Source organism: Marivita sp. (assembly GCF_965656765.1).
Taxonomy (GTDB): domain Bacteria; phylum Pseudomonadota; class Alphaproteobacteria; order Rhodobacterales; family Rhodobacteraceae; genus Marivita.
The window spans coordinates 43,806-67,872 of record NZ_CBFHLV010000008.1; the positions used below are offsets into that span (position 1 = coordinate 43,806).

The window sequence follows — 24,067 nt, forward strand, 5'->3', positions numbered from 1 at the left end:
TCAACAGAAAAAGGGGGCCGCTGCCCCCATTTCCCGATGGGCAACTCCCCCGAGGTATTTCTGAACCAGAGAAGCCTACGGTTCTCAGCCTTTGACCGCACCGGCTGTCAGACCGGACACGATTTGGCGTTGGAAGAACATAATCAGAAGGAACAGGGGCGCCGTTGTCGAGACCACCGCTGCGACTGCGAACATGACATTGCCCTTGGTCTGTGTTGTTCCAAGGAAAGACGCGATCTTGGGCACCATGGTTTGGTTTTCTTTGTCGAGGATCATCGCTGTGACCGCGAAATCGTTGTACGCGAGCAGAAAGCTGAAGAGACCTGTGGTGATCACACCGGGCCACATCACCGGTATGATTACATGGCGGAACGCTTGAAACCGTGTGCAACCATCGACCATTGCGCTTTCATCCAGGTCCTGGGGGATGTTTTTGAAAAACGAATGCAGCATCCACAGCGTAAAGGGCTGGTTGATCGCGACCAGCACGATGATGGCGGTCGGCAAATAGCCCCATACGTTCCATTCAAAGAACACCGGCAGGTATCCAGACACCAAGGTAATCGGCGGCATGGCGCGGAAGATCAGCGCGACAAGCAGGAACCAGAACGCGTAGCGATAGGTGGACCGGGCAAGGGCATATCCCCCAAGTGTGCCAAGGGTCAACGAAATGGTGACGACGAACAGGCACACCAAAGTGGAATTCCAGGCAGCTTTCCAAAACTCTTCCTGCACCCAAGCGCCAGAATAGCCTTGGGCTGTAAAGGCCCCACCGGTTTCGCGGGTGGTCATGTCTCCGGTCAAAACGTTGGTCCAGTCGGCCAATGAGAAGAAATCACCTTCGACCTTGAATGACCCCCATAGCGTCCAGAGAAATGGGAACGCAGCGGCGATCATCCAGATGATCAGGATGCCGACCAGAATGATCTGAAGGGCGAGAGGACGTTTCTGGGCTTGGTTTGACATGGTCGTCCTCCTCAAGCCGCTTTGCCGTAATCACGCCATGTGCGGATCAGTACAGGTGACAGCAGGATGGCGACACCGATGATTGTGAGCACCGATGTGGCGGCGGCAGAGCTAAGTTGCTGGGTCTCGCCGCCTAGATCATTGTAGATCGCCCAACTAAGTGAGGTGGCATGCGCGCTGGCGTTAAAGCTGACGATCGGTTCGAACACGCGGAAATTGTCCATCAACTGGATTAGCGCGATAAAGGTGGTCAATGGTAGTAGGTGAGGGATGACGACATGCCGGATCTGTTGCCAGCGGCTGGCGCCGTCGATCCGGGCGGCCTCAAGGGTGTCGGTGTTCACGGTTTGCAGTCCAGCGTAATAGACGATGAATGCAAAGGGCGCGGAGTGCCACACGCCGTAAACCATCAGCATGATCCACATCAGTCCGGTGTCGGCCTTGACCGAAAGCGACGGGTCATCAGCAAGCGCGCGCAAAGCGGTGCCCAGAATGCCGCGCGCATCAACCATCCAGAACAGGATCAGTGATCCGACCAGCGGTGTCACGATCATTGGCAGTAGCGAGAAAAAGATCATCGGTCCACGCAGCGCACGAGCCGCGCTGTTCACCGCCACTGCGATAATAAAGCCGAGGATGATGGTCAGTGGTGTGACGATGAACGTGTAGGTGAGCGTAAACCCAATAGCCTTGTAGAAAGGCAGGTTCATCAGCTTGCCGACGTAATCGCCTAGCCCTGTGCTTTGCTCCCAAAGCGGGCCAAGTTGCCCAACGGCAAGGTGGTTGCGGTCCTTGTAGATCTCCAGTCCGGCAAAACGGCCTAAAGGTTGCGCTTCGCGCAGAGCGGCAGTGGCGTCTTGGTCGATCGCGGTGGCGGTGGTGCAGCCGAAGGGACCGCAGTTTTCCACTTCGATGATGACCTGCTCGTGTTCGACATAGAGCGATTGGACGACAACGGACACGATCGGAAAAAAGATGAACAACAGCATCGCTATGGCCGATGGCAAGACAAACCAGAAAAACGCACTGTGTTTCATTGGATCAGACCCGCAAGCTTGAAGTTATACGAAAGGTCGAAGGGGCGGGATGTCCCGCCCCAAGAAAGATCACAGTTTAGTTCACGAAGCCTTTTTCTTTGGCTGCGGTCATGTACGCGTCTTCGATATCCGACAGCGCCTGTTCCGCGCTTTCCTTGCCTTGCAGGAAGTCGGCGATATTGTCGCCAAGTGCAGTGTGCAGCAGGCCGTGATGCGGCAGCATCGGATAGGGCGTGGTCCCCATTGAGATGGCCGAGAACACACCTTCGTTCACTGGGGCTGGTTCATAGCCGTCGATCATCCAGACCGCTTGGCCCATTGTCTCGTCGTTGAGGATCGCTGGGCTGATGCCGTGCTTCATCGCTTTGAAGGTGGCCGCGGCGTCTTCGTCGCTGATGTTCTTGGCAACGGTCCAGCCGTCCCACCACAGGGTCGATGCTGGGGTGTCACCAGCCGCAACCGTCATCGGTGCGCCGACCATCGTGTTCTCATAGACCTCGGGCGTGGAGCCTTCGTCGTCCATAAGAACCCCGGTGCGCGATCCCCACATGTTCATGAGAGCGACGTTGCCTGCTTCCCATTCTGCGCTCGTCGCATTGGAATCGTGGGTCAGATAATCTGGGTTCATGTAGGTGCTCAGCGATTTGAGCATCTCAAGCGTGGCAACGCCTGCTTCGTTGTTGATCGATACTTGCGCTGTGCCTGGTTCGTAGAACTGGCCACCATGGCCGATATACATGTTCACGAATTCCTGCGCGAGGTTCCAACCGGCCATATACGCGCCACCAAGTGGGTATTCGAGTATACCGTCAGCACGGATTTTCTCGGCCACGGTCAGCATTTCCTCATAGGTGGTTGGGGGCTCCATTCCGACCTGTTCGAGGATGTCCTGGCGGTACACGAGGTGCTGTGCATTTGCCATGAACGCGACGGCCATGACCTGACCATTAATGGTGATCAGCTGGTTCTTGGGGATGTCCTGACCATGTGCGGCGATCAGATCATCAAGCGGTCGAATGACGTCTTCGTTGATCAGTGCCACGATCGAAGAGTTGGCGACAATCGCAGTGGTGTATTCGGCTGGATTGCCCTGCATTCCGGGCAGGTTGATGGTCTGGTGGTCGGCTGTCAGGTTGGCCTTGGCTTCGGTCAGGCCGTCACAGGACTGTGCCGCCGCTGCGACTGTCTGGATCGCCGGGAATTCGTTGCCAACGATGCTCAACCGTCCGTCTTCGATGCCGCAATTTGCAGCCATCGTTGTGGTGGCACTGGCCGCGACAAGAAACGACCCTGTCATCAGAATTGTCTTGAGGTTCATTTTGGTCTCCCTGTGTGTCTGGATGCGCCTTGCAAACGCACATCGCTATCTCCCGGTTGGGCCGGGAATCTTGGTTTATCAGCCGTCGAGCCGCTGACCTGTTTCGGTGGAGAACAGGTGGCAAATTTCGGGCGGGACGTGGATTGAAACGGTGTCGCCAATTTCGGCGCGGAACGATTTGTCGGCTTTAACTGCAACCAGAGCCTGGCCAATGCGCACCGAAATCATCGTTGCATCGCCCAAAAGTTCCAATGTGTAGATTGGCGCGGTGATCTGACCATTTCCATCGGCGGCAAGCGACGCGTCCTCGGCACGAAACCCCAGAGTGGCCTTGCCGTTAGCGGCTGTCAGGCCGGGGATCTGCGTGTTGCGGGTTTCAAAGACGCCCTTAATGATCTCACCATCAAGTAGGTTCATCGCCGGATTGCCGATGAAACTTGCGACGAACATGTTGGCCGGGCGGTCGTAAATTTCGGTTGGGCTGCCGACTTGTTGGACGATGCCCTTCTCCATGACGACCACGCGATCCGCGAGGGTCATCGCTTCGATCTGGTCATGGGTCACATAGATCGTCGTAACCGCCAGTTCGTGGCTCAGATTCTTGATCTGGGCGCGGGTGCTGACGCGCAGCTTGGCATCGAGGTTGGACAGTGGTTCGTCCATGAGAAACACGTTGGGTTCACGCACAATAGCGCGCGCGAGTGCGACGCGCTGGCGTTGACCGCCCGAAAGTTCGGCAGGTTTGCGATGCAGGAAATCGTCAAGTTCGACCATCGCGCTGGCGCGCCGGACCCTTTCTTCATGGGTCGATGTATCGATCCCGCGCACTTTCAGCGGGAAGCGAATGTTCTCATAGACGTTCATGTTGGGGTATAGAGCGTAGGACTGGAACACCATCGCCACATCTCGGTCTTTTGGATCAAGCTGGTTCACGACTTTGCCGTCAATCGCGATCTCGCCCTCGGTGATGTCTTCCAGCCCTGCGATCATGCGCATGGTTGTTGTCTTGCCGCAGCCCGATGGCCCCAACAGCACAAGGAATTCTTTGTCCGCAATGGTCAGGTTGAAATTATCGACACCGATAAAACTGCCCCAACGTTTGTTGACGTTCCTAAGCTGGATTTCCGCCATGCTTCCCCCCTGCGCAAAGATCGGATTTGCGGTAGACCACTCCACCAAGCCATAGGGCTGACGGTTTGGCAAGAATTCTTTGCAAACGTGTGCAAAAAATCAAATTTGATATCGGGGACAGTGAAACCGGTATGCGGTTTTGTTTGATTTTGGGCGCAATCGGCCCTTTGATCACAACGGAACGCAGCGTCATGCACAATCTGTCGTAGCGTCGGGGTGTCTTGTTCTCGGGAAATATCCGCTAAAAAGACCTGCCGCACGCGCATGCGTTTGCGCAGATAAGCCTTGGGAGGGGACGCGATGACCTTTGCGAGTTTCGAGGACCGCAATGCGATCGAAAATGAAATGCCATGGGCCGAACGGGACGTGCCAGCAACGCTTTATGGTCAGTTAAGCAAAACAGCCGCAGCGTTTCCAAACTGCCCGGCAGCCAGTTTTCAGCTTCTGTCTGGTCCGGGTGACAAGGCCGAAACGCTGAATTGGTCTGACCTTTTTGCCAAAACTGTTCAGGCTGCAAATCTTTTTCGAAAGCTGGGAATCGGTGAAAACGACGTGGTCGCCTATGTGCTTCCAAACAGCAGTGAAACCATCCTGACGTTGCTTGGTGGTGCGATTGCAGGGATCGTAAATCCGATAAATCCTCTGCTCGAACCCGAACAAATCGGTGCCATCCTGCGCGAGACCGAAGCCAAGGTTGTGGTGACCCTCAAGGCGTTTCCAAAAACCGATGTGCCACAAAAAGTCGCCGAGGCGTGCCGTCATGCCCCGAAGGTCCAAACGGTTCTTGAAGTGGACCTCAACCGCTACCTTACGCCACCGAAATCATGGATTGTTCCGCTTGTGCGGCCCAAAAATCCCGGGGGTCACCACGCCGATGTGCTGAGTTTCAATGCCGAGTTGAAAAAGCAGAACACGACGCTTGATTTTGCTGATAGCGCGGGCGACCGGGTCGCCGCGTATTTCCATACAGGTGGCACGACGGGCATGCCCAAAGTGGCTCAACACAAATATTCTGGGCTGATTTACAACGGATGGCTGGGGCACCGGCTGCTCTTCTCGGAAGAGGACAGCATCATGTGCCCGCTGCCGCTGTTTCACGTCTTTGCGTGCCATGTGATTCTCATGGCCTCGGTGGTATCGGGGGCGCATACGGTGTTCCCGACCCCGCAGGGATACCGGGGTGACGGTGTTTTTGACAATTTCTGGAAGCTCTGTGATCGGTGGAAAACCACCTTTGTCATCACAGTGCCCACCGCGATGTCGGCTTTGATGCAACGCCCGGTGGATGCGGATATCTCGACGATCAAAACTGCTTTTTCCGGCTCGTCGCCGCTGCCTTTGGAATTGTTCCATCGGTTTGAGAAATCCTGCGGTGTGACCGTGGTCGAAGGCTATGGCCTGACCGAGGCGACATGCCTTGTGTCTTGCAACCCACCAGACGGCATCAAGAAAGTCGGTTCCGTCGGCATTCCGTTTCCTCATACGGATGTGAAGATCCTGATCCAAAAGAATGGTGATGTGGTGGCTTGTGCTGCGGACGAAATCGGTGAGATTTGCGTGTCCAATCCAGGTGTTTTCGCGGGCCATACCTATACGGAGACCGCCAAGAACCAGGACCTTTTTCATTACGGAAAATACTTGCGGACCGGCGATCTGGGTCGCATTGATGCCGATGGCTATTTGTGGATCACGGGCCGTGCAAAAGATCTGATTATCCGTGGTGGCCACAACATCGACCCGGCCGAGATCGAAGAGGCGCTTTTGGCGCATCCGGCTGTCGCCTTTGCTGGGGCCATCGGTCAGCCCGACGCGCATTCCGGTGAGTTGCCTTGCGCCTTTGTCGAACTGATGGATGGTGCAAGCGTGACCGAACAGGAGCTTTTGGAGCATTGCAAGGTACATGTGCACGAGCGCGCCGCCATGCCCAAGCATATGACGATCCTCGATGAACTGCCCAAGACCGCTGTGGGCAAAGTGTTCAAACCAGACCTGCGCAAGCACGCTATCACGCGAGTATTCAACGCCGCATTGGATAAGGCAGGAAGCCCGGCACGAGTGGTTGCAGTGGTCGATGACAAGACCCGTGGTCTGGTCGCACAGGTGGATTTGTACGATGCCCCGTCCGAGGATGTTGGGCATGTTCTTGGCAACTTTACCAACCGTTGGGAAGCGGTAAGCTAAGCCTGTTTCGGATCGGTAGTGCCGATCCGAAAAAGAAGAAACACTCACTGTGAACGTGTCGTGATGTTGCACTTGACCGAAGGCGGTTGGGATAGTCCTATTTGCCCATGTCACTGGTGCCGCCTTTTCCAAACCATATCTCAGCTGTGTTTGAGGCGTATCCCGACCAAGCGCGCAATGTTCTTTACGACCTCAGGGAGATGGTCTTTGGCATCGCATCCAGTATCCCAGAGGCGGGCCCTGTGATGGAAACATTGAAATGGGGGCAACCGTCTTATGCGGTAACCACTGGAACCCCGGTCAGGTTGGGTGTTTCGAAAGCAGGCGAACCTGCAGTGTTTGTCCATTGCCAGACGCGCGTGATTTCCGATGCCCGCGCGCTTTTCGACCAGGGCCTGTGCTTCGAGGGAAATCGCGCAATCTCGTTTCCCTCGGGGTGTCCCATTCCCGAAACCGCGGTGCGGCACGTCTTGTACACCGCGCTGTCTTATCGCCTGAAGGCTTAACCTGCGATCGGGTCGATCAGCGTAACGGGCAGGTTCAGAGCCTGCTCCAGCGTATGCGCAACTTGTAGCAACCGTGCCTCACCGCGTGGTGGACCAATCAGTTGCAGGCCAACCGGCATGCCGGAGGGCGTAAAGCCGACAGGTAGAGATAAGGCCGGAAGCCCTGCAACTGTTGCCAGAAACGCAAATTGCAACCAGTCGATATAGTCGCGCATCTGGCGTCCTGCGACCTCGGTCGGGTATTCAATCTCAACGGGCAGGGGCGCAAGACCATTGACTGGGCAGGCCAGAACATCATGGGTGCGGAAGAAGGCGTTCATGGTGTTATAGATATTGGAGCGATCGCGTTCCGCCTGAACGTAATCGTCAAAGGTCATCGCGCGGGCGTCAGCGAGGTTGCCCTTGATCGTGTTCTTGTAATGCCGGGTGACGCTTTCTGGTGTGACCTGATAACTGCCCAGAAAAGACAGGCACCGCAGCGCGCGGAATGCCTCGTCAAGGCGGGGCAGATCAGGACAGTGTTCTGCAATCGTTACATTCGGAAGGCGTATGCTTTCAAGCGCTGTGCGCAGCACCGTGTCGATCTCGGACGTGATGGCAGCAAATCCGTTCAGATCGGATGTGTAGGCAATTCGTACTGCACCGGCATCCTGACGGGCGGTCTCAAGATAGGGCGTGGGTGGTGCCGGGAACGAGATTGGCCAGGCCGGATCGTATCCCGCCATCGCATCAAGAAAGAGCGCACAATCCAGAACGTCACGGGCCATTGGACCCTCGACACCGCCATTGGTGAAGCCAAGCTGCGCGGAACTACCCCCGGCAATACCGGGCGACGGACGCAAACCAACGATGCCGCAGTAATTGGCCGGGCTGCGCAAGCTGCCGCCGAAATCTGACCCATGGCTGAGCCAAAGCTCTCCGGTGGCCAAGGACACTGCTGCACCACCAGAGGAACCGGCGGCGTTCATTGCCGTGTTCCAGGGGTTGCGCGTCGCGCCGAATACTGCGTTGAACGTGTTGGCCCCGGCCCCAATCTCGGGCGTATTGGTCTTGCCAAGCACAACGCCACCACGTTCCTCGATCCGTGCAACCAGCGGATCAGAGGACGCGGGCACATGGTCGGCCATCCCTTGGGTGCCAAAGGTGGTCCGCACACCTTCGACCGGGGTGAGGTCTTTGATCCCAAGCGGAAGGCCCGCGAGCAAGCTGTCGGCGGCCGAAGGCGTGGCGCGGGCTCGATCAATGCAGCGTGTGACCACAGCGTTCACTTGTGGTTCGACCTGATCCATGCGCGTCACGCTGGCGTCGATCAGATCGGAGGTTGTCACGTCACCGTTTTGCAACAGAGCGATCACATCACGTGCCGGTTTGGCACAAAGCTCGGGGCCGGAGAAGCGCGTGGTGGGGCGAGTCACGATTTGCAGAACATCCCGTGCAGATGGGCAATCAGCTGTGCCGTGTTGTCGTCGTTGAGGCTGTAGTAGATCGTTTTTCCATCGCGCCTGGTCTTGACCAATTGTTCGTCGCGCAAGCGGGCCAACATTTGGCTCACGGCGGCCTGACGGATATTGAGCAGCGATTCCAGTTCGCCGACGGACTTTTCCCCAGCGCCAAGATGGCAAAGGATCATCAAACGACCTTCATGAGCAAGCGTCTTCAGGTACGCCGCAGCCTGCTGCGCGCTTTGCGCCATGTCCTGCACGGCTGTCGGTGCGAAACCCGTATCGTTCATCGAACAATCCCCATCGTTCCAAAGCCTATAGCATTGTTGGGTGGGACGTTTCAAAGTCTTATCTTTACGCTTTACGTATCGGGACGCGGCGGAGCGCCACCCACGAACGCATTGCCGTTTTTGTAATCACAAGCAGCCTCCTGCATTTCAAGATGCAACCCGCCGTCGGTATAGGGATGCGCGCGAGCGAGGTCTTCGTCCACGTCAATGCCCAGACCGGGGCTGTCTTGCGCGGTGATATACCCGTCTTCGACCTTGATCGTGTTCTGGATCAGCGCGTTGTGAAACGGTGTATCGATGGTTTCGGCCAGCAGCATGTTGGGGATCGAGGTGCATAGATGCACATTTGCGGCCCATTCCACTGGTCCCGCATACAGATGTGGCGCGATCTCTGCGTTGAACGCCTCGGCCATGATCGCGAGCTTCTTGGCCTCCCAAATTCCTCCGACTCGCCCCAGCGCCGGTTGCAGAATCTTGGCACCAGCAGTGCGGAGCACGGTTGCGAATTCGGTCTTGGTGGTCATCCGCTCACCCGTGGCGATGGGAATACGCACGGCGCGCGCGACTTCGGCGAATTCAAGCAGGTTGTCGGGTGGGATTGGCTCTTCGTACCAGAGTGGCAGATACGCCTCGATTGCTTGCCCAAGTCGGATCGCACCCGAGGTGGTGAACTGCCCGTGGGTGCCGAACAACAGATCGGCCTTGTTCCCGACCGCGGCACGGATGGCCTTGCACATTTCAACCGAGAGCGAAATGTCGGTCATCGCAGGCTGGTGGCCGCCGTGGATCGTATATGGCCCAGCCGGGTCGAATTTCACAGCAGTATAGCCTTGCCGCAAATATTCGGTCGCCGCTTCGGCCTGCGCGTCCGGGTCCGTCCAGAATGCGCTGATATCATGGTGGGGCAAGGGATACAGATAGGTGTAGGCGCGGACCTTTGCGTTCATCCGTCCACCCAAGAGCGCCCAAACAGGTCGACCGCGCGCTTTTCCCAGAATGTCCCAACAGGCGATCTCAAGCCCGGAAAACGCACCCATGACCGTTAGATCAGGGCGTTGTGTGAACCCGGCCGAATAGGCGCGGCGGAACATCAGTTCTATATTCTCGGGGCTTTCGCCCTTCATGTGCCGCTCGAACACATCCTCGATCACGGCTTTCATCGCGCCCGGGCCAACCGACGAGGCATAGCATTCGCCCCAACCGGTGATCCCCGTGTCAGTTGTCACTTTGACCAGCGTCCAATACCGGCCGCCCCAGCCGGGGGCAGGGGGGGCTGTTATGATGATGTCGAGCGTGTGGAGTTTCATGGCTGTTCCCCTGCTGTCGGGCGGATGGTCCAGTGTAGCATCACGGGTTTACGTGGGCGGAAATCCCACCCTGTCATTGATGTTGCGCCTAGAACAGAATCACGTTGCGCTTGGCTCCGCCCGCCTTGGTGTCGGCGATGGCTTCGTTGATCTGGTCCAGTGACCACCTGCCTGACACCAACTCATCCAGCTTGAGCCTGCCTTGGCGATACAGGTCAGCCAGCCACGGAATGTCCCGGCGGATCACTACATCCCCCATCTTTGACCCGACCATGCCCTGCGCCATATAGGCCAAAACAACCGGCTCGTATTCGGCCATCGCGCCGGAATGCGGCATACCAATCATCACCATGCGCCCGCCCCATCCCAGATAGCGCGGCGCGTGATTATAGGCCGGGATGGCACCAACAGTCACAGCGACCAGATCGGCGCCGCGGCCAAGGATGCGCATCACCTCTTTCCAAGGCGCTTTGCCGGTGGCCAGAACGCCGTCAGTTGCGCCAAATGCTTTGGCGGTCTCCAGCTTTTCCTCGGTCACATCCACGGCCACGATCCGTCGCGCCCCGGCAATGCGCGCACCTTGAATGGCGTTCAGCCCGACGCCACCAGCACCGATCACCACCACATCTTCGCCTGCGCGCAACTGGCCTGCATTTACCACCGCTCCGACGCCAGTGATCACACCGCAGGCCATCAGCGCGACCGCCTCTGGGGGCATGTCGTCGGGCAGGGGCACGACCTGGCTTTGGTCAACGACCACGCGTTCAGCAAATGCACCGCAATTCATCGCCTGAACCACCGCTGTGCCATCCTCGCGCGTGATCGGGGACGCCCCAGCGCCGGGTGTTTCGCAAATCGTAGGTTTGCCGCTCGAACAGTTCGGACAAGTGCCGCAAGCCTTGATGAGGGTAACGACAACGCGCTGTCCCTCCACTAGATCACGCACACCCGTCCCGATTGCCGACACCCGTCCCGCTGCTTCGTGCCCATAGACTGCTGGCAGGTCGCCGCCCCACGCGCCTTCAGCAAAGTGGATGTCCGAATGGCAAATCGCCACCGCTTCGAGCGTCACTTCGATTTCTCCGGCCCCTGGCGCGCGAAGAGTGAGCTCTTCCAAGCTCAACGGTTGGCCGAATTCGGTGCAGACAGCAGCTTTGATGCGGGTCATGTGATCTCCCATGGCTTTCGCGCAACCTGCGGCGCACATCGACCAAGCGCAAGCGGGAAGTCAACCTTGGGCGGTCAGGCCGCGACAGCATTCCGGCGCGGGGCCAGAAAGACGACCAGCGCAACCACGATCAGAGCCAGCGACAGCAAGAACGGCGCGCCAGGGAAATAGACGCTCGCCCCAGCACCTGTGTACTGCGCAAAGACGGACGTCATCAGCAGGGGGGCCACGATCATCGCCACAGCTCCAACCGAGGTTAGCGCGCCTTGTAACTCGCCCTGCCGTTTGTCTCCGACGGCTTTGGACATGATGCCTTGCAAGGCTGGGGTGATCACTGCACCGAACGCGGCCAAAGGCGTAAGGATCAGGGCAATCGTGCCCGATGTGACAAAGGCTAACGCGCCAAATGCGAAGATGTCGAAGATTAGGCCATAGATCACAGTGCCGCGTGTTCCCAGACGGGCGAGGATCACGCGGATCAAGCCACCCTGTACGATGGCCATCATGATGCCGAACAATCCCAGCGAAAGGCCGATCATGCCAGCGTTCCAGCCAAAGCGGGCTTGTCCGAAATATGCCCAGACCGACGGGTACACAAAAAAGGCCACCTGATAGAGGAAGAACACCGCAAAGAGACGTCCCATGCCGGGAAACTCTCCTAGTGATCTGAAGGCCCCCAAAGGATTTGCGCGCCGCCAGTCGAACGGGCGCCGGATCGCATCGGTGACGGTTTCGCGCAGCACGAAAAATCCCAGTAAAGCATTTGCGCCCGCCAGCGCTGCAGCCGCCCAGAACGGCGCGCGTGTGCCCCATTCGCCCAGCACACCGCCCATCAATGGCCCGATGACAAAACCCAATCCGAAGGCCGCCCCGACCAGTCCAAAATTCTGCGCTTTCTTCTCGGGGTCTGAGATGTCAGCCATATACGCCGAGGCAGTGGATTGCGTGGCGGCTGTGATGCCACCGATCACACGCCCGATCAGCAACAACCATATCGATCCAGCCACCGCCATCACGACATAGTCCGCAGCCATCACCACCAATGAGATGAGCAAGACTGGCCGTCTGCCAAAGCGGTCGGACAGGTTGCCGATCACCGGGCCGAACAGGAATTGCATCACGGCATAAACGGTCGCCAGCACACCGCCCCAAAGCGCCGCGTTGGCCAGGTCGCGGCCTGTCACGTCACGGATCAGGTCGGGCATCACCGGAATGATCAGCCCGATCCCCATCGCGTCGATCATCACGGTGATCAGGATAAAGACAACGGGCAGGCGCATGGGCGAAACTTTCAGGTTCAGGCCAGAGCGCCCGTCATGTGTAAACTACACTTGACAGTTTTTCAGTCAATGCGCCAGTGCAGCAATAAAATCTGACAGCGCTTTCGTATAGTCATCCGGTGCCTCCACACAAGGCAAATGGCCTGCTTTGCGGATCAGTTGAAACTGCGATCCGGGTACGAGATCGACGGTTTCGCGCACCAGGTCAGGAGGTGTCGATCCGTCTTCGCTGCCGGCAATGCCCAGTGTCGGCAAGCGCAGAGCGGCGGTCGTCGTGTAGAAATCCGTCCCGGCAATGGCGTGTGAACACCCAATATAGCCTGCCGCCGGCGTGCGCGTCAGCATGTTGCGCCATGCGGTGAATTCGGCCTTGGCCCGAAAGGCAGGGGTGAACCAACGGGTCATAGTCGCATCGGCAACCGCATCAATCCCGCCCGCTTCGACATCAGCAATACGTTGCGCCCAGATCTCGCGCGTGGCAATGCGCGCGCCGGTGTTCGACAGCACCATCGCCCGCACCAAATCAAGCCGCTTGGCCGCGAGTCCTTGCGCGATCATCCCGCCGATCGAAAGCCCGACGAAAACCGCATCTCGCAGGTGCAGATGGTCCATCAGTTGCTCGACATCGCGCACAAGCGCGCCCATCCCGTAGGGTGGTATGGGACAGTCTGACAGTCCATGCCCGCGTTTGTCATAGCGGACGTACTTCAAGCCGCTCTGCGGCATCCGTGCGATCAGTTTGTCCCATAGCCGCAGATCGGTGCCCAGGGAATTGGCAAACACCACCGGCGCGCCATTCGGATCGCCATCCACGCGATAATTTAGGCGAATGCCGCCAAGGTCAGCGATTTGCATTAGGGTGCGGCCTCATCTTCTCTGGTTCCAAAATACCTTGGCGGACGGGGCAGGGCCCCCTACGGATTAACTCACCCGGAGGTGCGCCATGATTTGTCCGTGATCGCTTGCCAGCTTGTTATAGGGTGCTTCGGGGTGGCTGCCGTCGGTCAAGTGATCATTGAGAACGCTGAAATAGGTCATGTCACCGATCCGCCCATCGAATTCCGGGTCGAAATGACGTGACAGCCAGATTTGGTCGATGCTCTCGAACACACCGCCAAAGGCCGAGGTATAGACCATGTCTCGCAGGGATTTGCGCACGAACAGCTTTTCGGCCGACCGCAGGCGCACTTGTTCGACCGCTTCGGTGATCTGCGCGTTCTCCTCGGCTGAGTAGCGATCGGCCCGGTGTTCGGCGTCATGGCGTAGCATCCATCCGTAGTTCTTGAATGGGCGTTCTCCGGCGATGATTTCGGAACTCACTGCATGTTCGCCATCGTTGTAGTCGCCCATGGCGATCACGGGGTTCCCGGCCGTCAGTTCGGCGACAATCGCCTGGCGTAGAACCCATGCCTCGGCCATTCGGCGTGTTGCCGCGCGAAGCGCCCCAAGGGCGCGTCCAAGCGGGTCGTAATCGGTCAAATCAGCCTCTGGCGCAAAGTCGGCCCCGGCGGGTTTGATGTATTCCCCCAGCTTGGACTTCAGGTGACAGTTGAAAACGGTCACAACCTGACCACCCATTGGAATCTTCACTTTGAGGATCGGGCGGGACAAGCGTTTGAGCGTGAATTGCCCAGCATCATCAGCCTCCAAACCGCGCAGGGGTGTGAACGGGATAACCAGTGGTTCGGGTAGGTCCTGAATAATCTCGGGCGCACTGGCAAAGCCAAGCCGCGACAGGATCGCGACGCCGGGACGGCGTTCGCCGGGGATTCCCTCATCGGCGATGTTGGGGGCAAAGGCCAATGAGGCGCCGTGATATCCACCGCTCTCCAATCTGCGAAAGATCGCCTTCTTGCGGTATTTCTTGGTTTTGTCCGGTTGTGCCGCGTCGTTGAGCGTATCCGCGCGCTGCGTGGTTTCATCGATCACAGCTTGAAGGGCAGACTCCTCAAAGATTTCCTGAAACCCGACGACGTCCGCATCCAGAGCCAAAAGCTGATCGGCCATCCAATCGGCTTTCCAGGCGTATTCCTCGGGTGTGTAGGTTTGAAATTTGTAATATTCCTGATCTGGTCCGATCAGGTTCTTAACGTTGAAACTCGTAACAGTGACGTCCTGCACTAGTCTTCTCCGAATTGTTGCAATGCACTGAGAAACACCGCTCGATCCACATTGCCGCCTGAGATGGTGCAGATCACTGTATCGCTGTTGATCTCGTCGCTGCGATAAAGCGCTGCTGCAAGCGCCACCGCGCCGCCGGGTTCGACCACCAGTTTGAGCCGGGAAAAGGCCTGCGCCATTGCGCGTTGCGCCTCTTCCTCTGTCACAACAAACCCGGCGCCGCATAACCGTTTCATGATGGGAAACGTGATGTCACCGGGCTGCATCGTAACGATGGCATCACACAGACTTCCGGTTGGGCTTTGATTGTGTTCGATCCGACCCGACGAGAGCGACCGGGCCACATCGTCAAAGTTTTCTGGCTCCGCAGGTCGCACTTGCATCCCTGGCGCGCGGTCTTCCAGCGCAAGAGCGATGCCAGAGGTCAACCCGCCACCACCGCAGCACACGATCACCTCGGCCTCGGTTACACCCAACTCTGCCGCCTGCGCTGCAATCTCAAGTCCGCAGGTGCCTTGCCCGGCGATTACGTCGGGTTCGTCAAAGGGTTTAATCAGGGTTAATCCCCGCTCTGTGGCGATCTGTGTGCCAATGACGTCGCGGTCTTCGGTCATTCGGTCGTACAAGACAACCTCAGCCCCCAATGCGCGGGTGTTGTCGATCTTCACCCGCGGTGCGTTTGCGGGCATGACAATGACTGCGCTTACCCCGAATTGCTTTGCAGCCAACGCCACTCCCTGTGCATGGTTGCCCGAGGAATAGGCGATCACGCCATTCTTACGCTGGTCTTCGTGTAGGGCAGAAACCGCTGATCGCGCGCCGCGATATTTAAAGCTGCCAGTGTGTTGGAGGCACTCGGCTTTGACCAGCACTCGCCGTCCAGCGATATCGTCCAGAAAGGGCGAAGACAAAAGTGGCGTCACCCGTGCGTGACCTTCGAGGCGATCTGCTGCGGCCTCAATGCGTTGAATGTCCATGCGCTACCTCAGCATATCCAGCCAGCGCCGCAGCGCGTTAAGGCTGTCGGGTTCATCAAGAAATGGGATGTGGCCGCGATCAGGCACTTCGACCGCGACCATGTCAGGACGGCGGCGTTTCATCTCGGCAAACGTCTCGGACGACAACAGGTCGGAATTAGCCCCTCGTAGACAGGCAAGTGGCAAACCTGATAGCGCATCAAAGAGCGGCCAAAGGTCAGGCATTGGTTGTGCGCCGCCTTCAAGCACCGCCTCACGCAAGCGGGGGTCATAAGTCAGCTCAAGCCCGACGTTAGTTTCGTTGAAGAGGATCTGAGCCTCGCGCAGCCAACGGTCGAATGGCACGTTGGGAAAGCCTGTCATGACCCGCGCACGGGCCTCGGCCATTTCGGTATGTGTTTTCAAAACGGGGGGGCGGCCAAGGTAGTCCTTGATTACCTCCAGACCCTCCGGCGCAATCTCAGGTCCGATATCGTTGAGCGCAACGCCCAGCAGACGATCCTTGACCGTCGCCGCCAGTACCATTGCGATCAACCCGCCGCGCGACGTGCCCAGAATTGCGGCTTTATCCAGCCCAAGATGATCCAGCAACTCCACCGCATCGCGACCTTCGACGGGGATCTGATACGTGGCAGGGTCGCCCCATTCGGACTGCCCCCGCCCGCGATAATCCAACCGGATCAGACGCACTCCGGTCAGGTGCGGCGCGACAAATTCGAAGTCCCGTCCATCCCGTGTTAGGCCTGCAAGGCACAGCAGCGGCAGGCCATCGCCTTCATCGGTATAGAACAGCGAAAGGCCGTCAGAGGTGGTGAAATTGGGCATCAGGCCAACTCCGGTATCGTTGTCAAATCGGAAAGCACATGGGCCGGTCGGTGAGTGAGCCGGTCCATTGGATCGTCTGCGCGGTTGACCCAAACTGTCTGAAACCCGTATGCGCTGGCACCTGCAATGTCCCATCCGTTTGAAGACACGAACAGCACGTCCTCTTTTGCGCAGCTAAACTGTGCGCCGACCATGTCATAGACGCGGGGCGACGGTTTGAAGATGCCCACGTCTTCCACGGTTAGAACACCATCAAGAAATTCGCCGATCCCGGCACTGTCGACCGCGCCTTCAAGCATGTCTTTGCTACCATTCGATAGGATCGCGCAGGTCTTGCCCGCAGCCTTGAGCCGCGCCAGCATCATCGGGGCCTCGCGATAAGCAGCCAATTCCCAATAAAGCGCCAACAGCCGTTCGCGCAGTTCGGGGTCGTCGGTCAGACCGACCTTTTCCATTGCCCAATCAAGACCGTCTTTGGTGACTTCCCAAAACGGTGTATAATCGTCGGTTATGGTGCGCAGCCATGTGTACTGGAGCTGCTTAAGTCGCCAGTGCTCGGCCAGCTGAGGCCACACGGCCTTGAGTGCATCCCGCCCCGGTTCGCCAGCCGCATTCCGCGCCGCTGCGGCGACGTCAAACAATGTTCCATAGGCATCAAACACGCAGACCTGTGCCATAGACACCTCTCTCTCTATTGCATTCGCCGCAAGGTGTCAGATCACGCTGAAGGAGGGAAGCGCTGTTTCGAGCTCAGAAGTCAGCGCTTGTCCATGCGACGCGGTCACCGTTGCGGCGCAGAGGGATCACCGGGCGGTAGAGCCGCCGGTAAGAGCGTGGATGATAGTCACAAATCAGAGTTTCGCTGGCATCTTTGATAAACAGATATGCACCGTTTTCGTGCTGCCAAGCAACGCCGCCGTAGCTGGCGATGGTCATGGCGGTGATGTGATTGTTGGCGGCCCAGAACCCATAATCGTCCGTACCAAATATACCGCCGCGTACAGCTTCAGGTTCGTCCTGCTTTGCCTCGTGAACAAGCCCACCCACGTAGTCATCCACTGCGGCTTTGATGATACCCGTTACCGTAGCAGGCACAGCAAGGATCCAGCCTGCCATCGCGCCTGCGGCACCGACACCGTAAATGAACGCGTCTGCAGCGTCTGGACCGTTGCCCGTGACTGCCCAGACGACGGGTTGCACGACCAGCCCGGCAGCGCCGCCACGAGACAGGCCGCCGGCCATGCTAATTCTTCCCTCTATCGCGTATTCGACCGAAAACGCCGCGACAGTGACCGCGGCATTGGTTGAGTAATTTTATCCAGTCATAATCAACCTCTTTGAAAAGAGGGCCACGCTGGGATCTTGAAACGCAAGGGCCATCCATGCGGGCCATCAATTAATTTAAAGCGCCGGCCAAAATACCGATCCGGGCTGAGGTTAAGTTGGCACAGATGGGGCGAGTCGCACAAGTCGGGACTGGGAAAGCGTGGAGTGCTTGCTAGCGGAAAGGGTAATGCAATATTTGCAATCGCGCCGATGCATGAGACTCTACGTACTAGGATTCTGCAGCGGCCAGCGTTGCAAAGAAATGAAACGCGCAAAAAACAAACCCCCGAAAGCGAAAAGCCTCGGGGGTCGTCAAAATTTCAACAGTGTTGGAAACGCTGCTTACATCATGCCTTCGCGCTGCGCCTTTTTGCGCGCCAGTTTGCGCGCACGGCGGATCGCTTCAGCTTTCTCGCGTGCTTTTTTCTCGGATGGTTTCTCGAAATGTTGCTTAAGCTTCATTTCACGAAAAACGCCTTCACGCTGCAGCTTTTTCTTCAGAGCGCGGAGCGCCTGATCGACGTTGTTGTCACGAACACTAACCTGCATGTGGTTTTCACCACCTTTCTAAGTTGGATTTGCAAGGATTTGCAGGAGCGCGCCGTATAGCAAGGCGCAAATGGTTTGTCCAGTACTCACCACGCCATTTCCGAAGGCTCATTTCTCGGCGCTGGCTGGTGTAGAGGGTTGGCCGGGTTGATGAAAATGCCCAAGGACAAAAGCGCGAATATGCACTCGTACACCTCCCACCGACGGGACTCGTCCAAAGTGGGTATGATCAGCGTTACGACAAGAGCAAACGCAGCATGATGCAGCCGGGGCACCGGGATCACCATCGCGTTGGTTACCGATTTCACCCAATCCAGCTTACGCCACATCACAGGCAGGATCAGCAGATAGCTAAGAATAATATACGACAATACGGGCCCGAACAGCAGTTCATCCAGCTTTACGTCGCCGATCACCAAATTGTGGAACGTGAATTCCTGTTGATCGTTGTTTTCCTGAAAATATTCGGGGCTTTCGAACCCAATGATCCGCTGGCCCCACGAAATCTCTTCTCCGCCGGCCCATATGTATGCCAGGCCGTAGATCACCCCAAGAATGATGGCCATCCGGCTTAATGTGGTTCGCGCAGGCAGTACCCGCATCCAAAGCACGATACCGGCACAGGCCAAGAGGATTGCCGTGGCGTTTTCGATCAGGGAATCCTCTGCCCCGAAGAAGATAAAGAAAATTTCTTTAGAAATCCCCGACGCAATAAATGCGGCGACAAGAACGCACGCGCCAAGGCTCAAAAATATGTAATCAACAATCTGACGCGACACAGTGGAAAATATCCTGAGTGATGGTTGGGCAACTTTACTTCAAGTTGAACGTTGTGGTGGGCAAAGCGTTCCCAAAGTAAGAGAATTTTTACTCTTTTGCTCCAAAAAACATCATGCTCAGGCACCAAAGATGCTCTGTCGATCAAATAGTGGAAATCCAAGCCGCAATGTACTATGTGTTGCGCCGAACTAGTATGCTCGTACCTTATGGAGGCTGCGCCATGACGGACACATCCCGCGATATCGCAACTGAATTGCTTGATGCGGCGCTGATGCACGTGCCCTTTGATGGATGGTCGGATACCGCGTTCCGTGCGGCAATAGAAGAACTGGATATCTCGCCAACCGTGGCAAAGGGACTGTTTCCTCGGGGCGCAATTGATCTTGCAACGGCATTTCATCGGCGCGGTGATGATGTGATGCTGCAAGCGCTGCGCGATCACGACCTGTCTGGCATGCGCTTTCGTGACCAGGTTGCCCAAGCAGTGCGTCTCCGGCTCGAAACGGTCGAGGACAAAGAAGCGGTGCGTAGGGGGGTCACTTTGTTTGCTTTGCCGATGCATGCCGCAGAAGGCGCGAAACTGATCTGGGGCACTGCCGACCACATCTGGACGGCGCTGGGCGACACATCGGACGACATCAACTGGTACACTAAGCGTGTGACCCTGTCGGGGGTTTACTCATCGACCGTGCTGTACTGGCTTGGAGACGATTCGCTTGATAACCAGGCGACATGGGCGTTCCTTGAACGGCGCATAGACGATGTCATGCAAGTGGAGCAGGTCAAGGCGCAGGTCCGCAAGGCGCCTGGTCTTGGAAAGTTGATCAAGGGCGCGGATGCTTTCCTGACGCGGGTCAAACCTCCCAAGACGCGGCGGACGGATCTTCCCGGTGGATGGACCGTGCCGCGCTGACGCTAGCGGATTGGTTCAAACAAGGCATCCGTTGCGGTACAATCGCGCACAACATCCCGGCCACATGGGACTGGCTCCAGCGATTTGGATAGGCAAATCCGGGCCTCTTGGATGCGTCCGTCTTTGCAGGTGATCGTGATCATGTCTGGTTCAAGCTGAGGGTTCGCTTTCAGGAACGCCTCTTCGACAACCGACGCAGGCAACTTGACTGCCTTGTCCAGTTTGCGAAAGATTTCAGGTCGGGTCACTTTGGCGTAAGCCTCTCTGGACAAGGCATAATACTTCGGTGCCGAAAGACCCGAGCATACACCGTGCTTGTTCCACTGATGCCACGCTAAGCCAGACGTGCCCATAACGTCCGCCATGTCGCGAGTCATCGCGCGCGATGGGTTGCGTTCCACAGTCGGACAAAAGGACGGCCAGCCGCGATGGTATTGCGGCCAAAGCCCGTGCATCACCCACCCGAAATCCGCATCCGTATCGCATTGCGGCGACTGGCGCGCATCACCTTCGATCGCGCACCATGTCGGTGACCAGCTCAAAGAGAGGACATAATAATCGAACTCTCCTGATCGTTCTCCCTTGGCCCAAGCCAAAGAACCCATCATTAAACCCAATAAAGCCAGCACCAATACCCGCATTACCTCTTCCCTCTTTTGCCTTGCGCGACTATAAGCCCGCCAAGTTCCCTGACAATGGAAACCCGTCCCGGCCGACCCGGGACCTCCCGGAGACTTCCGGGAGCGCGAAAAAGCTATGCGTAAGGAGACGCGAGATGGGCAAACCGATTATGGCAAAAGCCACCGCCGTCTGGCTGGTGGACAACACGACGCTGACGTTCAAGCAGATCGCCGATTTCACGGGCATGCACGAGCTTGAGGTTCAGGGCATCGCAGATGGAGATGTCGCTGCCGGCGTCAAGGGTTTTGACCCGATCGCCAACAACCAGCTGGACGCTGAAGAGATCAAAAAGGCCGAAGAGAGCCCGGCGTACACGCTCAAGCTCAAGCATTACGCCGCAGCGCTGGGCGAAGAAAAACGCCGTGGACCGCGCTATACGCCGCTTTCCAAACGTCAGGACCGTCCGGCGTCGATCCTCTGGCTGGTCAAGTTCCATCCAGAACTCAGCGATGGGCAGATTTCAAAACTGGTTGGTACCACGAAGCCGACCATTCAGGCGATCCGCGAACGGACCCACTGGAACATCAACAACATCCAGCCAATCGATCCCGTCGCACTTGGCCTTTGTAAACAGTCCGAACTGGACGCAGCCGTCGCCAAAGCCGCAAAAAAGCAAGAAGCCGTGATGACCGATGATGAGCGTCGCAAACTTGTTTCGACCGAACAGAGCCTCGAGATGGATTCCGAACCGCGCCTGCCGTCGGCCATTGAAGGTCTAGAGAGCTTCAGCCTGTCTGGATCGTCCGATGACGAAGAAGAGACCGGGAAGAATGAAAACTATGCTGACGCGGACAGCTTCTTTAATCTGCCCGATGGCACCCATGATGATGACGATGAAGACAACGGCTCCAAGAACTGATCGTCGCGTTTGACCAATCAGAAACCCGGCCCGCACTGCGGAGCCGGGTTTTTTCATGCCCTAAGACGTCTTGCGCATTTCCTTGGGCGCGCCGGTCGCCATGTCGGTGCCCATGTACGCTTGACCGTCCTCTTTCCAGCCAGCAAAGCCGCCGGCCATATGCGCGATGCGGTCTTCGCCATGCGCAAGGCAAAGCTTGGCCACGCGCGCTGAACGGACACCTGATCCGCAATGAAATACAATCTGTTTTTTGGATTGATCCGGCATGTGGTTGGGCTCGAACGCCTGCATAGGGGCGAGCAAGGCTCCGTTTATCCGCTCAAGCCCAAATTCCTGCGGGGTACGAACGTCAATTAGAACAATTTTATCCTCAGCAAAGGCCGCGGCCACCTCTGCAGGTGTCCAATGTTCAAGCGTTCCGTTTTCTGTTTGTTCGATATCCATGCGTGCCTCCAGCAACCGATTCAGCGATATTTAAACTCGCTTTTGTCATCTCTAACGTATGACACACAGAGATTCACGCTAAGATGGGACACTCTCGGTAACTGGCGGCTGGTCAACAGCATTCAACTGAGTCAAAGGCAATATCTAGGCCGTCTTGGCAACCTTGTTCGACCGATTGGACACTGCGGTCATAAGGGCCTCGACCTCGAACTTTTTCAATACCGGCCGCGCGACTTGCGTATGGCTCACGGTGCCAAGTTTCAGGTCGTCAGCCGCATCCCAATTCTGGGTATGGGTGGCCTCATCGGCTTCGTTGTTTTCCACAAACAGGCTCTCGGCCGTAACACCGTTTGCCTTTAGAATGTGATGATCACTCAACAAAATCTGGTAGTATTCAAGATATAACGCCAAAGGCATCACCGCCTCTGCGCCAAGCCCAATAAAGTCTTTGGCAACCGCCAAAACCTCGGACGCATCGAACATCAATTCTGCCATCGGGCTCGAGATCATGATCCGCTGCTCTGGGGAGACCAGCAAGGGTCTCGACGCGCCTAAGAAGCCATCAGGCAGGCGGATTGGTTTGAGATGTGGTTGCTCTGCCAGCCTCGTGTAGGGCATCGTGATCTTGCGCATACGTACAATCGGCTGTGCCCCTGCATCTGCCGTCATGACAAGATCGCCAGCCCGGAGGTCTTGAATGCGCGTCTGACCTGCTGCAGTTTCAATCCATGTTCGTGCGACGAACGCTGACGCCGCCGATATATCTGGGATTGCCGAGGCACTGACGGCATTGTCCGTCTGACGCAACAGCGCTGCGCTGTATAAAGCGCCGTTCGCCGAGGTGGTGTTGCTTTGAATGCGTAGGTTATTCGCCATAGGTGTCACACGCCGCCTGTTCCAACTTGAGGTACAACAGTGCTGCAAGGGTCGTGCCAACTCAGACGGCGTTGGGCAAAAAATTATGTCGACTTTATATTGGCTTACGCGCGTTCATCGCTGCTGTGATCGTGCCTTCGTCAAGGTAATCAAGCTCACCGCCAATCGGTACGCCTTGCGCCAGCGATGTCATGGTCACGCGCCCTTCAAGCTGATCGGCTATGTAATGCGCGGTGGTTTGCCCATCGATCGTGGCGTTCAAAGCAAGGATCACTTCTGTGATTTCTTCGCTGTCGACACGCGAAGATAGCTTGGGAATACGCAACTCTTCTGGCCCAACCTGATCCAGGGCAGACAGCGTGCCGCCCAGAACATGATACCGGCCTTTGAACACCCCCGCACGTTCCATCGCCCAAAGGTCAGAGACGTCCTCGACCACGCAAAGCAGACCGTTGTTGCGTTCATTGTCTTGACAGATGTCGCAAATATCCTGCGTGCCGACATTGCCGCAGTTTAGACACTCGCGCGCGTCTTGCGCGACCCGGGTCATCAATTCGGCCAGTGGTCCCAACAGCAGCCCACGCTTGCGGATCATGTGAAGCACAGCACGACGCGCCGACCGGGGTCCAAGACCCGGCAGCCGCGCCATAATCGCAATAAGCGCCTCTATGTCGCCGCCGTCACGCATGTGTCAGGTCCAACCGTTCGCGAAGGGAGTGTGTGTGTCCACACCTAAGATCAAAACGGCAGGTTCATCCCCGGCGGTAGGCCCAGACCTTCGGTCAGCTTGGACATTTCTTCTTGCGCCTTGGCCTGTGCCTTTTGCTGCGCGTCCTTGATCGCAGCGAGGATCAGGTCTTCGACCACTTCCTTGTCATCACCATTAAAGATCGACGGGTCGATATCCAGGGCGGTCAGCTCACCCTTAGCTGTTGCCGTTGCTTTGACGAGACCCGCGCCGCTTTCGCCGGTGACGGTCATATTGGCCATCTCTTCCTGCATCTCGGCCATCTTGCCCTGCATTTCCTGCGCGGCTTTCATCATCTTGGCCATATCGCCCATTTGGCCCAAACCCTTGAACATAAGTCTC

Annotated in this window: 26 protein-coding genes; 4 read left to right on the forward strand and 22 right to left on the reverse strand. The window is 57.2% G+C overall.

The genetic code is table 11. From position 1 onward, the window contains the following. Positions 1 to 84: 84 nt before the first annotated feature. From ACTG4M_RS04175 to ACTG4M_RS04190, 4 genes are all read right to left on the reverse strand, one after another. On the reverse strand, positions 85 to 966 hold the full coding sequence (locus ACTG4M_RS04175) for a carbohydrate ABC transporter permease (protein WP_439122378.1): 882 nt from the start codon (positions 964 to 966) through the stop codon (positions 85 to 87). A gap of 11 nt (positions 967 to 977) precedes the next feature. Further along, positions 978 to 2,003 carry a carbohydrate ABC transporter permease gene (locus ACTG4M_RS04180; RefSeq protein ID WP_439122379.1) on the reverse strand — a complete coding sequence of 342 codons (1,026 nt, stop codon included), beginning with the start codon at positions 2,001 to 2,003 and terminating at the stop codon, positions 978 to 980. 76 nt (positions 2,004 to 2,079) lie between these two features. Beyond that, a complete protein-coding gene (locus ACTG4M_RS04185; RefSeq protein WP_439122380.1) occupies positions 2,080 to 3,321 on the reverse strand; it encodes an ABC transporter substrate-binding protein in 1,242 nt (413 codons plus the stop codon). A 78-nt stretch (positions 3,322 to 3,399) separates the two neighbouring features. After that, on the reverse strand, positions 3,400 to 4,452 hold the full coding sequence (locus ACTG4M_RS04190) for an ABC transporter ATP-binding protein (RefSeq protein ID WP_439122381.1): 1,053 nt from the start codon (positions 4,450 to 4,452) through the stop codon (positions 3,400 to 3,402). A gap of 300 nt (positions 4,453 to 4,752) precedes the next feature. Here ACTG4M_RS04190 and ACTG4M_RS04195 point away from each other — a divergent pair, with 300 nt between their 5' ends. After that, on the forward strand, positions 4,753 to 6,633 hold the full coding sequence (locus tag ACTG4M_RS04195; protein ID WP_439122382.1) for an acyl-CoA synthetase: 1,881 nt from the start codon (positions 4,753 to 4,755) through the stop codon (positions 6,631 to 6,633). Positions 6,634 to 6,740: 107 nt separating this feature from the next. Then, positions 6,741 to 7,139: a DUF1801 domain-containing protein gene (locus tag ACTG4M_RS04200; protein ID WP_439122383.1), complete on the forward strand. Its 399-nt coding sequence runs from the start codon at positions 6,741 to 6,743 to the stop codon at positions 7,137 to 7,139. Here ACTG4M_RS04200 and ACTG4M_RS04205 read toward each other — a convergent pair. From ACTG4M_RS04205 to ACTG4M_RS04265, 13 genes are all read right to left on the reverse strand, one after another. Continuing rightward, complete coding sequence (locus tag ACTG4M_RS04205; RefSeq protein WP_439122384.1) at positions 7,136 to 8,554, reverse strand: amidase; 1,419 nt, start codon at positions 8,552 to 8,554, stop codon at positions 7,136 to 7,138. The genes ACTG4M_RS04200 and ACTG4M_RS04205 overlap by 4 nt on opposite strands. After that, complete coding sequence (locus ACTG4M_RS04210; protein WP_439122385.1) at positions 8,551 to 8,871, reverse strand: ArsR/SmtB family transcription factor; 321 nt, start codon at positions 8,869 to 8,871, stop codon at positions 8,551 to 8,553. Before ACTG4M_RS04210 ends, ACTG4M_RS04205 begins: the two co-directional genes overlap by 4 nt. A 71-nt stretch (positions 8,872 to 8,942) precedes the next feature. Then, positions 8,943 to 10,178, reverse strand: a complete 1,236-nt coding sequence (locus ACTG4M_RS04215) for a mandelate racemase/muconate lactonizing enzyme family protein (RefSeq protein ID WP_439122386.1) — start codon at positions 10,176 to 10,178, stop codon at positions 8,943 to 8,945. A gap of 88 nt (positions 10,179 to 10,266) precedes the next feature. Then, positions 10,267 to 11,346 carry a Zn-dependent alcohol dehydrogenase gene (locus ACTG4M_RS04220; protein WP_439122387.1) on the reverse strand — a complete coding sequence of 360 codons (1,080 nt, stop codon included), beginning with the start codon at positions 11,344 to 11,346 and terminating at the stop codon, positions 10,267 to 10,269. A gap of 74 nt (positions 11,347 to 11,420) precedes the next feature. Then, complete coding sequence (locus tag ACTG4M_RS04225; protein WP_439122388.1) at positions 11,421 to 12,626, reverse strand: TCR/Tet family MFS transporter; 1,206 nt, start codon at positions 12,624 to 12,626, stop codon at positions 11,421 to 11,423. 66 nt (positions 12,627 to 12,692) lie between these two features. Then, positions 12,693 to 13,481, reverse strand: coding sequence for a 3-oxoadipate enol-lactonase (gene pcaD / locus ACTG4M_RS04230; RefSeq protein WP_439122389.1), 789 nt, complete (start codon positions 13,479 to 13,481; stop codon positions 12,693 to 12,695). A 66-nt stretch (positions 13,482 to 13,547) separates the two neighbouring features. Continuing rightward, positions 13,548 to 14,747: an endonuclease/exonuclease/phosphatase family protein gene (locus ACTG4M_RS04235; protein WP_439122390.1), complete on the reverse strand. Its 1,200-nt coding sequence runs from the start codon at positions 14,745 to 14,747 to the stop codon at positions 13,548 to 13,550. Beyond that, a complete protein-coding gene (locus tag ACTG4M_RS04240; RefSeq protein ID WP_439122391.1) occupies positions 14,747 to 15,724 on the reverse strand; it encodes a threonine ammonia-lyase in 978 nt (325 codons plus the stop codon). The genes ACTG4M_RS04235 and ACTG4M_RS04240 overlap by 1 nt, the downstream gene beginning before the upstream one ends. A 3-nt stretch (positions 15,725 to 15,727) precedes the next feature. Continuing rightward, positions 15,728 to 16,549, reverse strand: coding sequence for an alpha/beta fold hydrolase (locus ACTG4M_RS04245; protein ID WP_439122392.1), 822 nt, complete (start codon positions 16,547 to 16,549; stop codon positions 15,728 to 15,730). Continuing rightward, positions 16,549 to 17,226 (reverse strand): haloacid dehalogenase type II, encoded by a 678-nt coding sequence (locus ACTG4M_RS04250; RefSeq protein WP_439122393.1) that lies wholly within the window; start codon positions 17,224 to 17,226, stop codon positions 16,549 to 16,551. Before ACTG4M_RS04250 ends, ACTG4M_RS04245 begins: the two co-directional genes overlap by 1 nt. Before the next feature lie 73 nt (positions 17,227 to 17,299). After that, positions 17,300 to 17,791, reverse strand: coding sequence for a hypothetical protein (locus tag ACTG4M_RS04255; RefSeq protein ID WP_439122394.1), 492 nt, complete (start codon positions 17,789 to 17,791; stop codon positions 17,300 to 17,302). Positions 17,792 to 18,217: 426 nt separating this feature from the next. Next, positions 18,218 to 18,424 carry a 30S ribosomal protein S21 gene (gene rpsU / locus ACTG4M_RS04260; protein ID WP_007118112.1) on the reverse strand — a complete coding sequence of 69 codons (207 nt, stop codon included), beginning with the start codon at positions 18,422 to 18,424 and terminating at the stop codon, positions 18,218 to 18,220. 86 nt (positions 18,425 to 18,510) lie between these two features. Further along, positions 18,511 to 19,203 (reverse strand): hypothetical protein, encoded by a 693-nt coding sequence (locus ACTG4M_RS04265; protein WP_439122395.1) that lies wholly within the window; start codon positions 19,201 to 19,203, stop codon positions 18,511 to 18,513. 221 nt (positions 19,204 to 19,424) lie between these two features. On the opposite strand from ACTG4M_RS04265, the gene ACTG4M_RS04270 reads away from it, so the two are divergent. After that, on the forward strand, positions 19,425 to 20,117 hold the full coding sequence (locus tag ACTG4M_RS04270) for a COQ9 family protein (protein WP_439122396.1): 693 nt from the start codon (positions 19,425 to 19,427) through the stop codon (positions 20,115 to 20,117). Between the two features lie 2 nt (positions 20,118 to 20,119). Here ACTG4M_RS04270 and ACTG4M_RS04275 read toward each other — a convergent pair whose 3' ends face one another. Continuing rightward, positions 20,120 to 20,758, reverse strand: coding sequence for a ribonuclease T2 family protein (locus tag ACTG4M_RS04275; protein ID WP_439122397.1), 639 nt, complete (start codon positions 20,756 to 20,758; stop codon positions 20,120 to 20,122). A gap of 134 nt (positions 20,759 to 20,892) precedes the next feature. Between ACTG4M_RS04275 and ACTG4M_RS04280 the strand changes: the two genes are divergently transcribed. After that, complete coding sequence (locus tag ACTG4M_RS04280; RefSeq protein WP_439122398.1) at positions 20,893 to 21,657, forward strand: DUF1013 domain-containing protein; 765 nt, start codon at positions 20,893 to 20,895, stop codon at positions 21,655 to 21,657. A gap of 60 nt (positions 21,658 to 21,717) precedes the next feature. On the opposite strand, the gene ACTG4M_RS04285 is transcribed toward ACTG4M_RS04280, so the two are convergent. The 4 genes from ACTG4M_RS04285 to ACTG4M_RS04300 form a co-directional block, all read right to left on the reverse strand. Then, the gene (locus tag ACTG4M_RS04285) at positions 21,718 to 22,101 is read right to left on the reverse strand and encodes a rhodanese-like domain-containing protein (protein WP_439122399.1); all 384 of its coding nucleotides are present in this window, start codon (positions 22,099 to 22,101) and stop codon (positions 21,718 to 21,720) included. A gap of 144 nt (positions 22,102 to 22,245) precedes the next feature. Continuing rightward, positions 22,246 to 22,977 (reverse strand): Hint domain-containing protein, encoded by a 732-nt coding sequence (locus tag ACTG4M_RS04290; protein ID WP_439122400.1) that lies wholly within the window; start codon positions 22,975 to 22,977, stop codon positions 22,246 to 22,248. A 94-nt stretch (positions 22,978 to 23,071) separates the two neighbouring features. Further along, positions 23,072 to 23,665, reverse strand: coding sequence for a recombination mediator RecR (recR, locus tag ACTG4M_RS04295; protein WP_439122401.1), 594 nt, complete (start codon positions 23,663 to 23,665; stop codon positions 23,072 to 23,074). A 50-nt stretch (positions 23,666 to 23,715) separates the two neighbouring features. After that, a complete protein-coding gene (locus ACTG4M_RS04300) occupies positions 23,716 to 24,060 on the reverse strand; it encodes a YbaB/EbfC family nucleoid-associated protein (RefSeq protein WP_439122402.1) in 345 nt (114 codons plus the stop codon). Positions 24,061 to 24,067: the final 7 nt, after the last annotated feature.

What these genes read in the sequence shown, in the direction of transcription:
- ACTG4M_RS04175 (WP_439122378.1), bottom strand. Translation starts at nt 966, where the DNA reads ATGTCAAACCAAGCCCAGAAACGTCCTCTCGCCCTTCAGATCATTCTG.
- ACTG4M_RS04180 (WP_439122379.1), bottom strand. Translation starts at nt 2,003, where the DNA reads ATGAAACACAGTGCGTTTTTCTGGTTTGTCTTGCCATCGGCCATAGCG.
- ACTG4M_RS04185 (WP_439122380.1), bottom strand. Translation starts at nt 3,321, where the DNA reads ATGAACCTCAAGACAATTCTGATGACAGGGTCGTTTCTTGTCGCGGCC.
- ACTG4M_RS04190 (WP_439122381.1), bottom strand. Translation starts at nt 4,452, where the DNA reads ATGGCGGAAATCCAGCTTAGGAACGTCAACAAACGTTGGGGCAGTTTT.
- ACTG4M_RS04195 (WP_439122382.1), top strand. Translation starts at nt 4,753, where the DNA reads ATGACCTTTGCGAGTTTCGAGGACCGCAATGCGATCGAAAATGAAATG.
- ACTG4M_RS04200 (WP_439122383.1), top strand. Translation starts at nt 6,741, where the DNA reads ATGTCACTGGTGCCGCCTTTTCCAAACCATATCTCAGCTGTGTTTGAG.
- ACTG4M_RS04210 (WP_439122385.1), bottom strand. Translation starts at nt 8,871, where the DNA reads ATGAACGATACGGGTTTCGCACCGACAGCCGTGCAGGACATGGCGCAA.
- ACTG4M_RS04215 (WP_439122386.1), bottom strand. Translation starts at nt 10,178, where the DNA reads ATGAAACTCCACACGCTCGACATCATCATAACAGCCCCCCCTGCCCCC.
- ACTG4M_RS04220 (WP_439122387.1), bottom strand. Translation starts at nt 11,346, where the DNA reads ATGACCCGCATCAAAGCTGCTGTCTGCACCGAATTCGGCCAACCGTTG.
- ACTG4M_RS04225 (WP_439122388.1), bottom strand. Translation starts at nt 12,626, where the DNA reads ATGCGCCTGCCCGTTGTCTTTATCCTGATCACCGTGATGATCGACGCG.
- pcaD (WP_439122389.1), bottom strand. Translation starts at nt 13,481, where the DNA reads ATGCAAATCGCTGACCTTGGCGGCATTCGCCTAAATTATCGCGTGGAT.
- ACTG4M_RS04240 (WP_439122391.1), bottom strand. Translation starts at nt 15,724, where the DNA reads ATGGACATTCAACGCATTGAGGCCGCAGCAGATCGCCTCGAAGGTCAC.
- ACTG4M_RS04245 (WP_439122392.1), bottom strand. Translation starts at nt 16,549, where the DNA reads ATGCCCAATTTCACCACCTCTGACGGCCTTTCGCTGTTCTATACCGAT.
- ACTG4M_RS04250 (WP_439122393.1), bottom strand. Translation starts at nt 17,226, where the DNA reads ATGGCACAGGTCTGCGTGTTTGATGCCTATGGAACATTGTTTGACGTC.
- ACTG4M_RS04255 (WP_439122394.1), bottom strand. Translation starts at nt 17,791, where the DNA reads ATGGCCGGCGGCCTGTCTCGTGGCGGCGCTGCCGGGCTGGTCGTGCAA.
- rpsU (WP_007118112.1), bottom strand. Translation starts at nt 18,424, where the DNA reads ATGCAGGTTAGTGTTCGTGACAACAACGTCGATCAGGCGCTCCGCGCT.
- ACTG4M_RS04270 (WP_439122396.1), top strand. Translation starts at nt 19,425, where the DNA reads ATGACGGACACATCCCGCGATATCGCAACTGAATTGCTTGATGCGGCG.
- ACTG4M_RS04275 (WP_439122397.1), bottom strand. Translation starts at nt 20,758, where the DNA reads ATGCGGGTATTGGTGCTGGCTTTATTGGGTTTAATGATGGGTTCTTTG.
- ACTG4M_RS04280 (WP_439122398.1), top strand. Translation starts at nt 20,893, where the DNA reads ATGGGCAAACCGATTATGGCAAAAGCCACCGCCGTCTGGCTGGTGGAC.
- ACTG4M_RS04285 (WP_439122399.1), bottom strand. Translation starts at nt 22,101, where the DNA reads ATGGATATCGAACAAACAGAAAACGGAACGCTTGAACATTGGACACCT.
- ACTG4M_RS04290 (WP_439122400.1), bottom strand. Translation starts at nt 22,977, where the DNA reads ATGGCGAATAACCTACGCATTCAAAGCAACACCACCTCGGCGAACGGC.
- recR (WP_439122401.1), bottom strand. Translation starts at nt 23,665, where the DNA reads ATGCGTGACGGCGGCGACATAGAGGCGCTTATTGCGATTATGGCGCGG.
- ACTG4M_RS04300 (WP_439122402.1), bottom strand. Translation starts at nt 24,060, where the DNA reads ATGTTCAAGGGTTTGGGCCAAATGGGCGATATGGCCAAGATGATGAAA.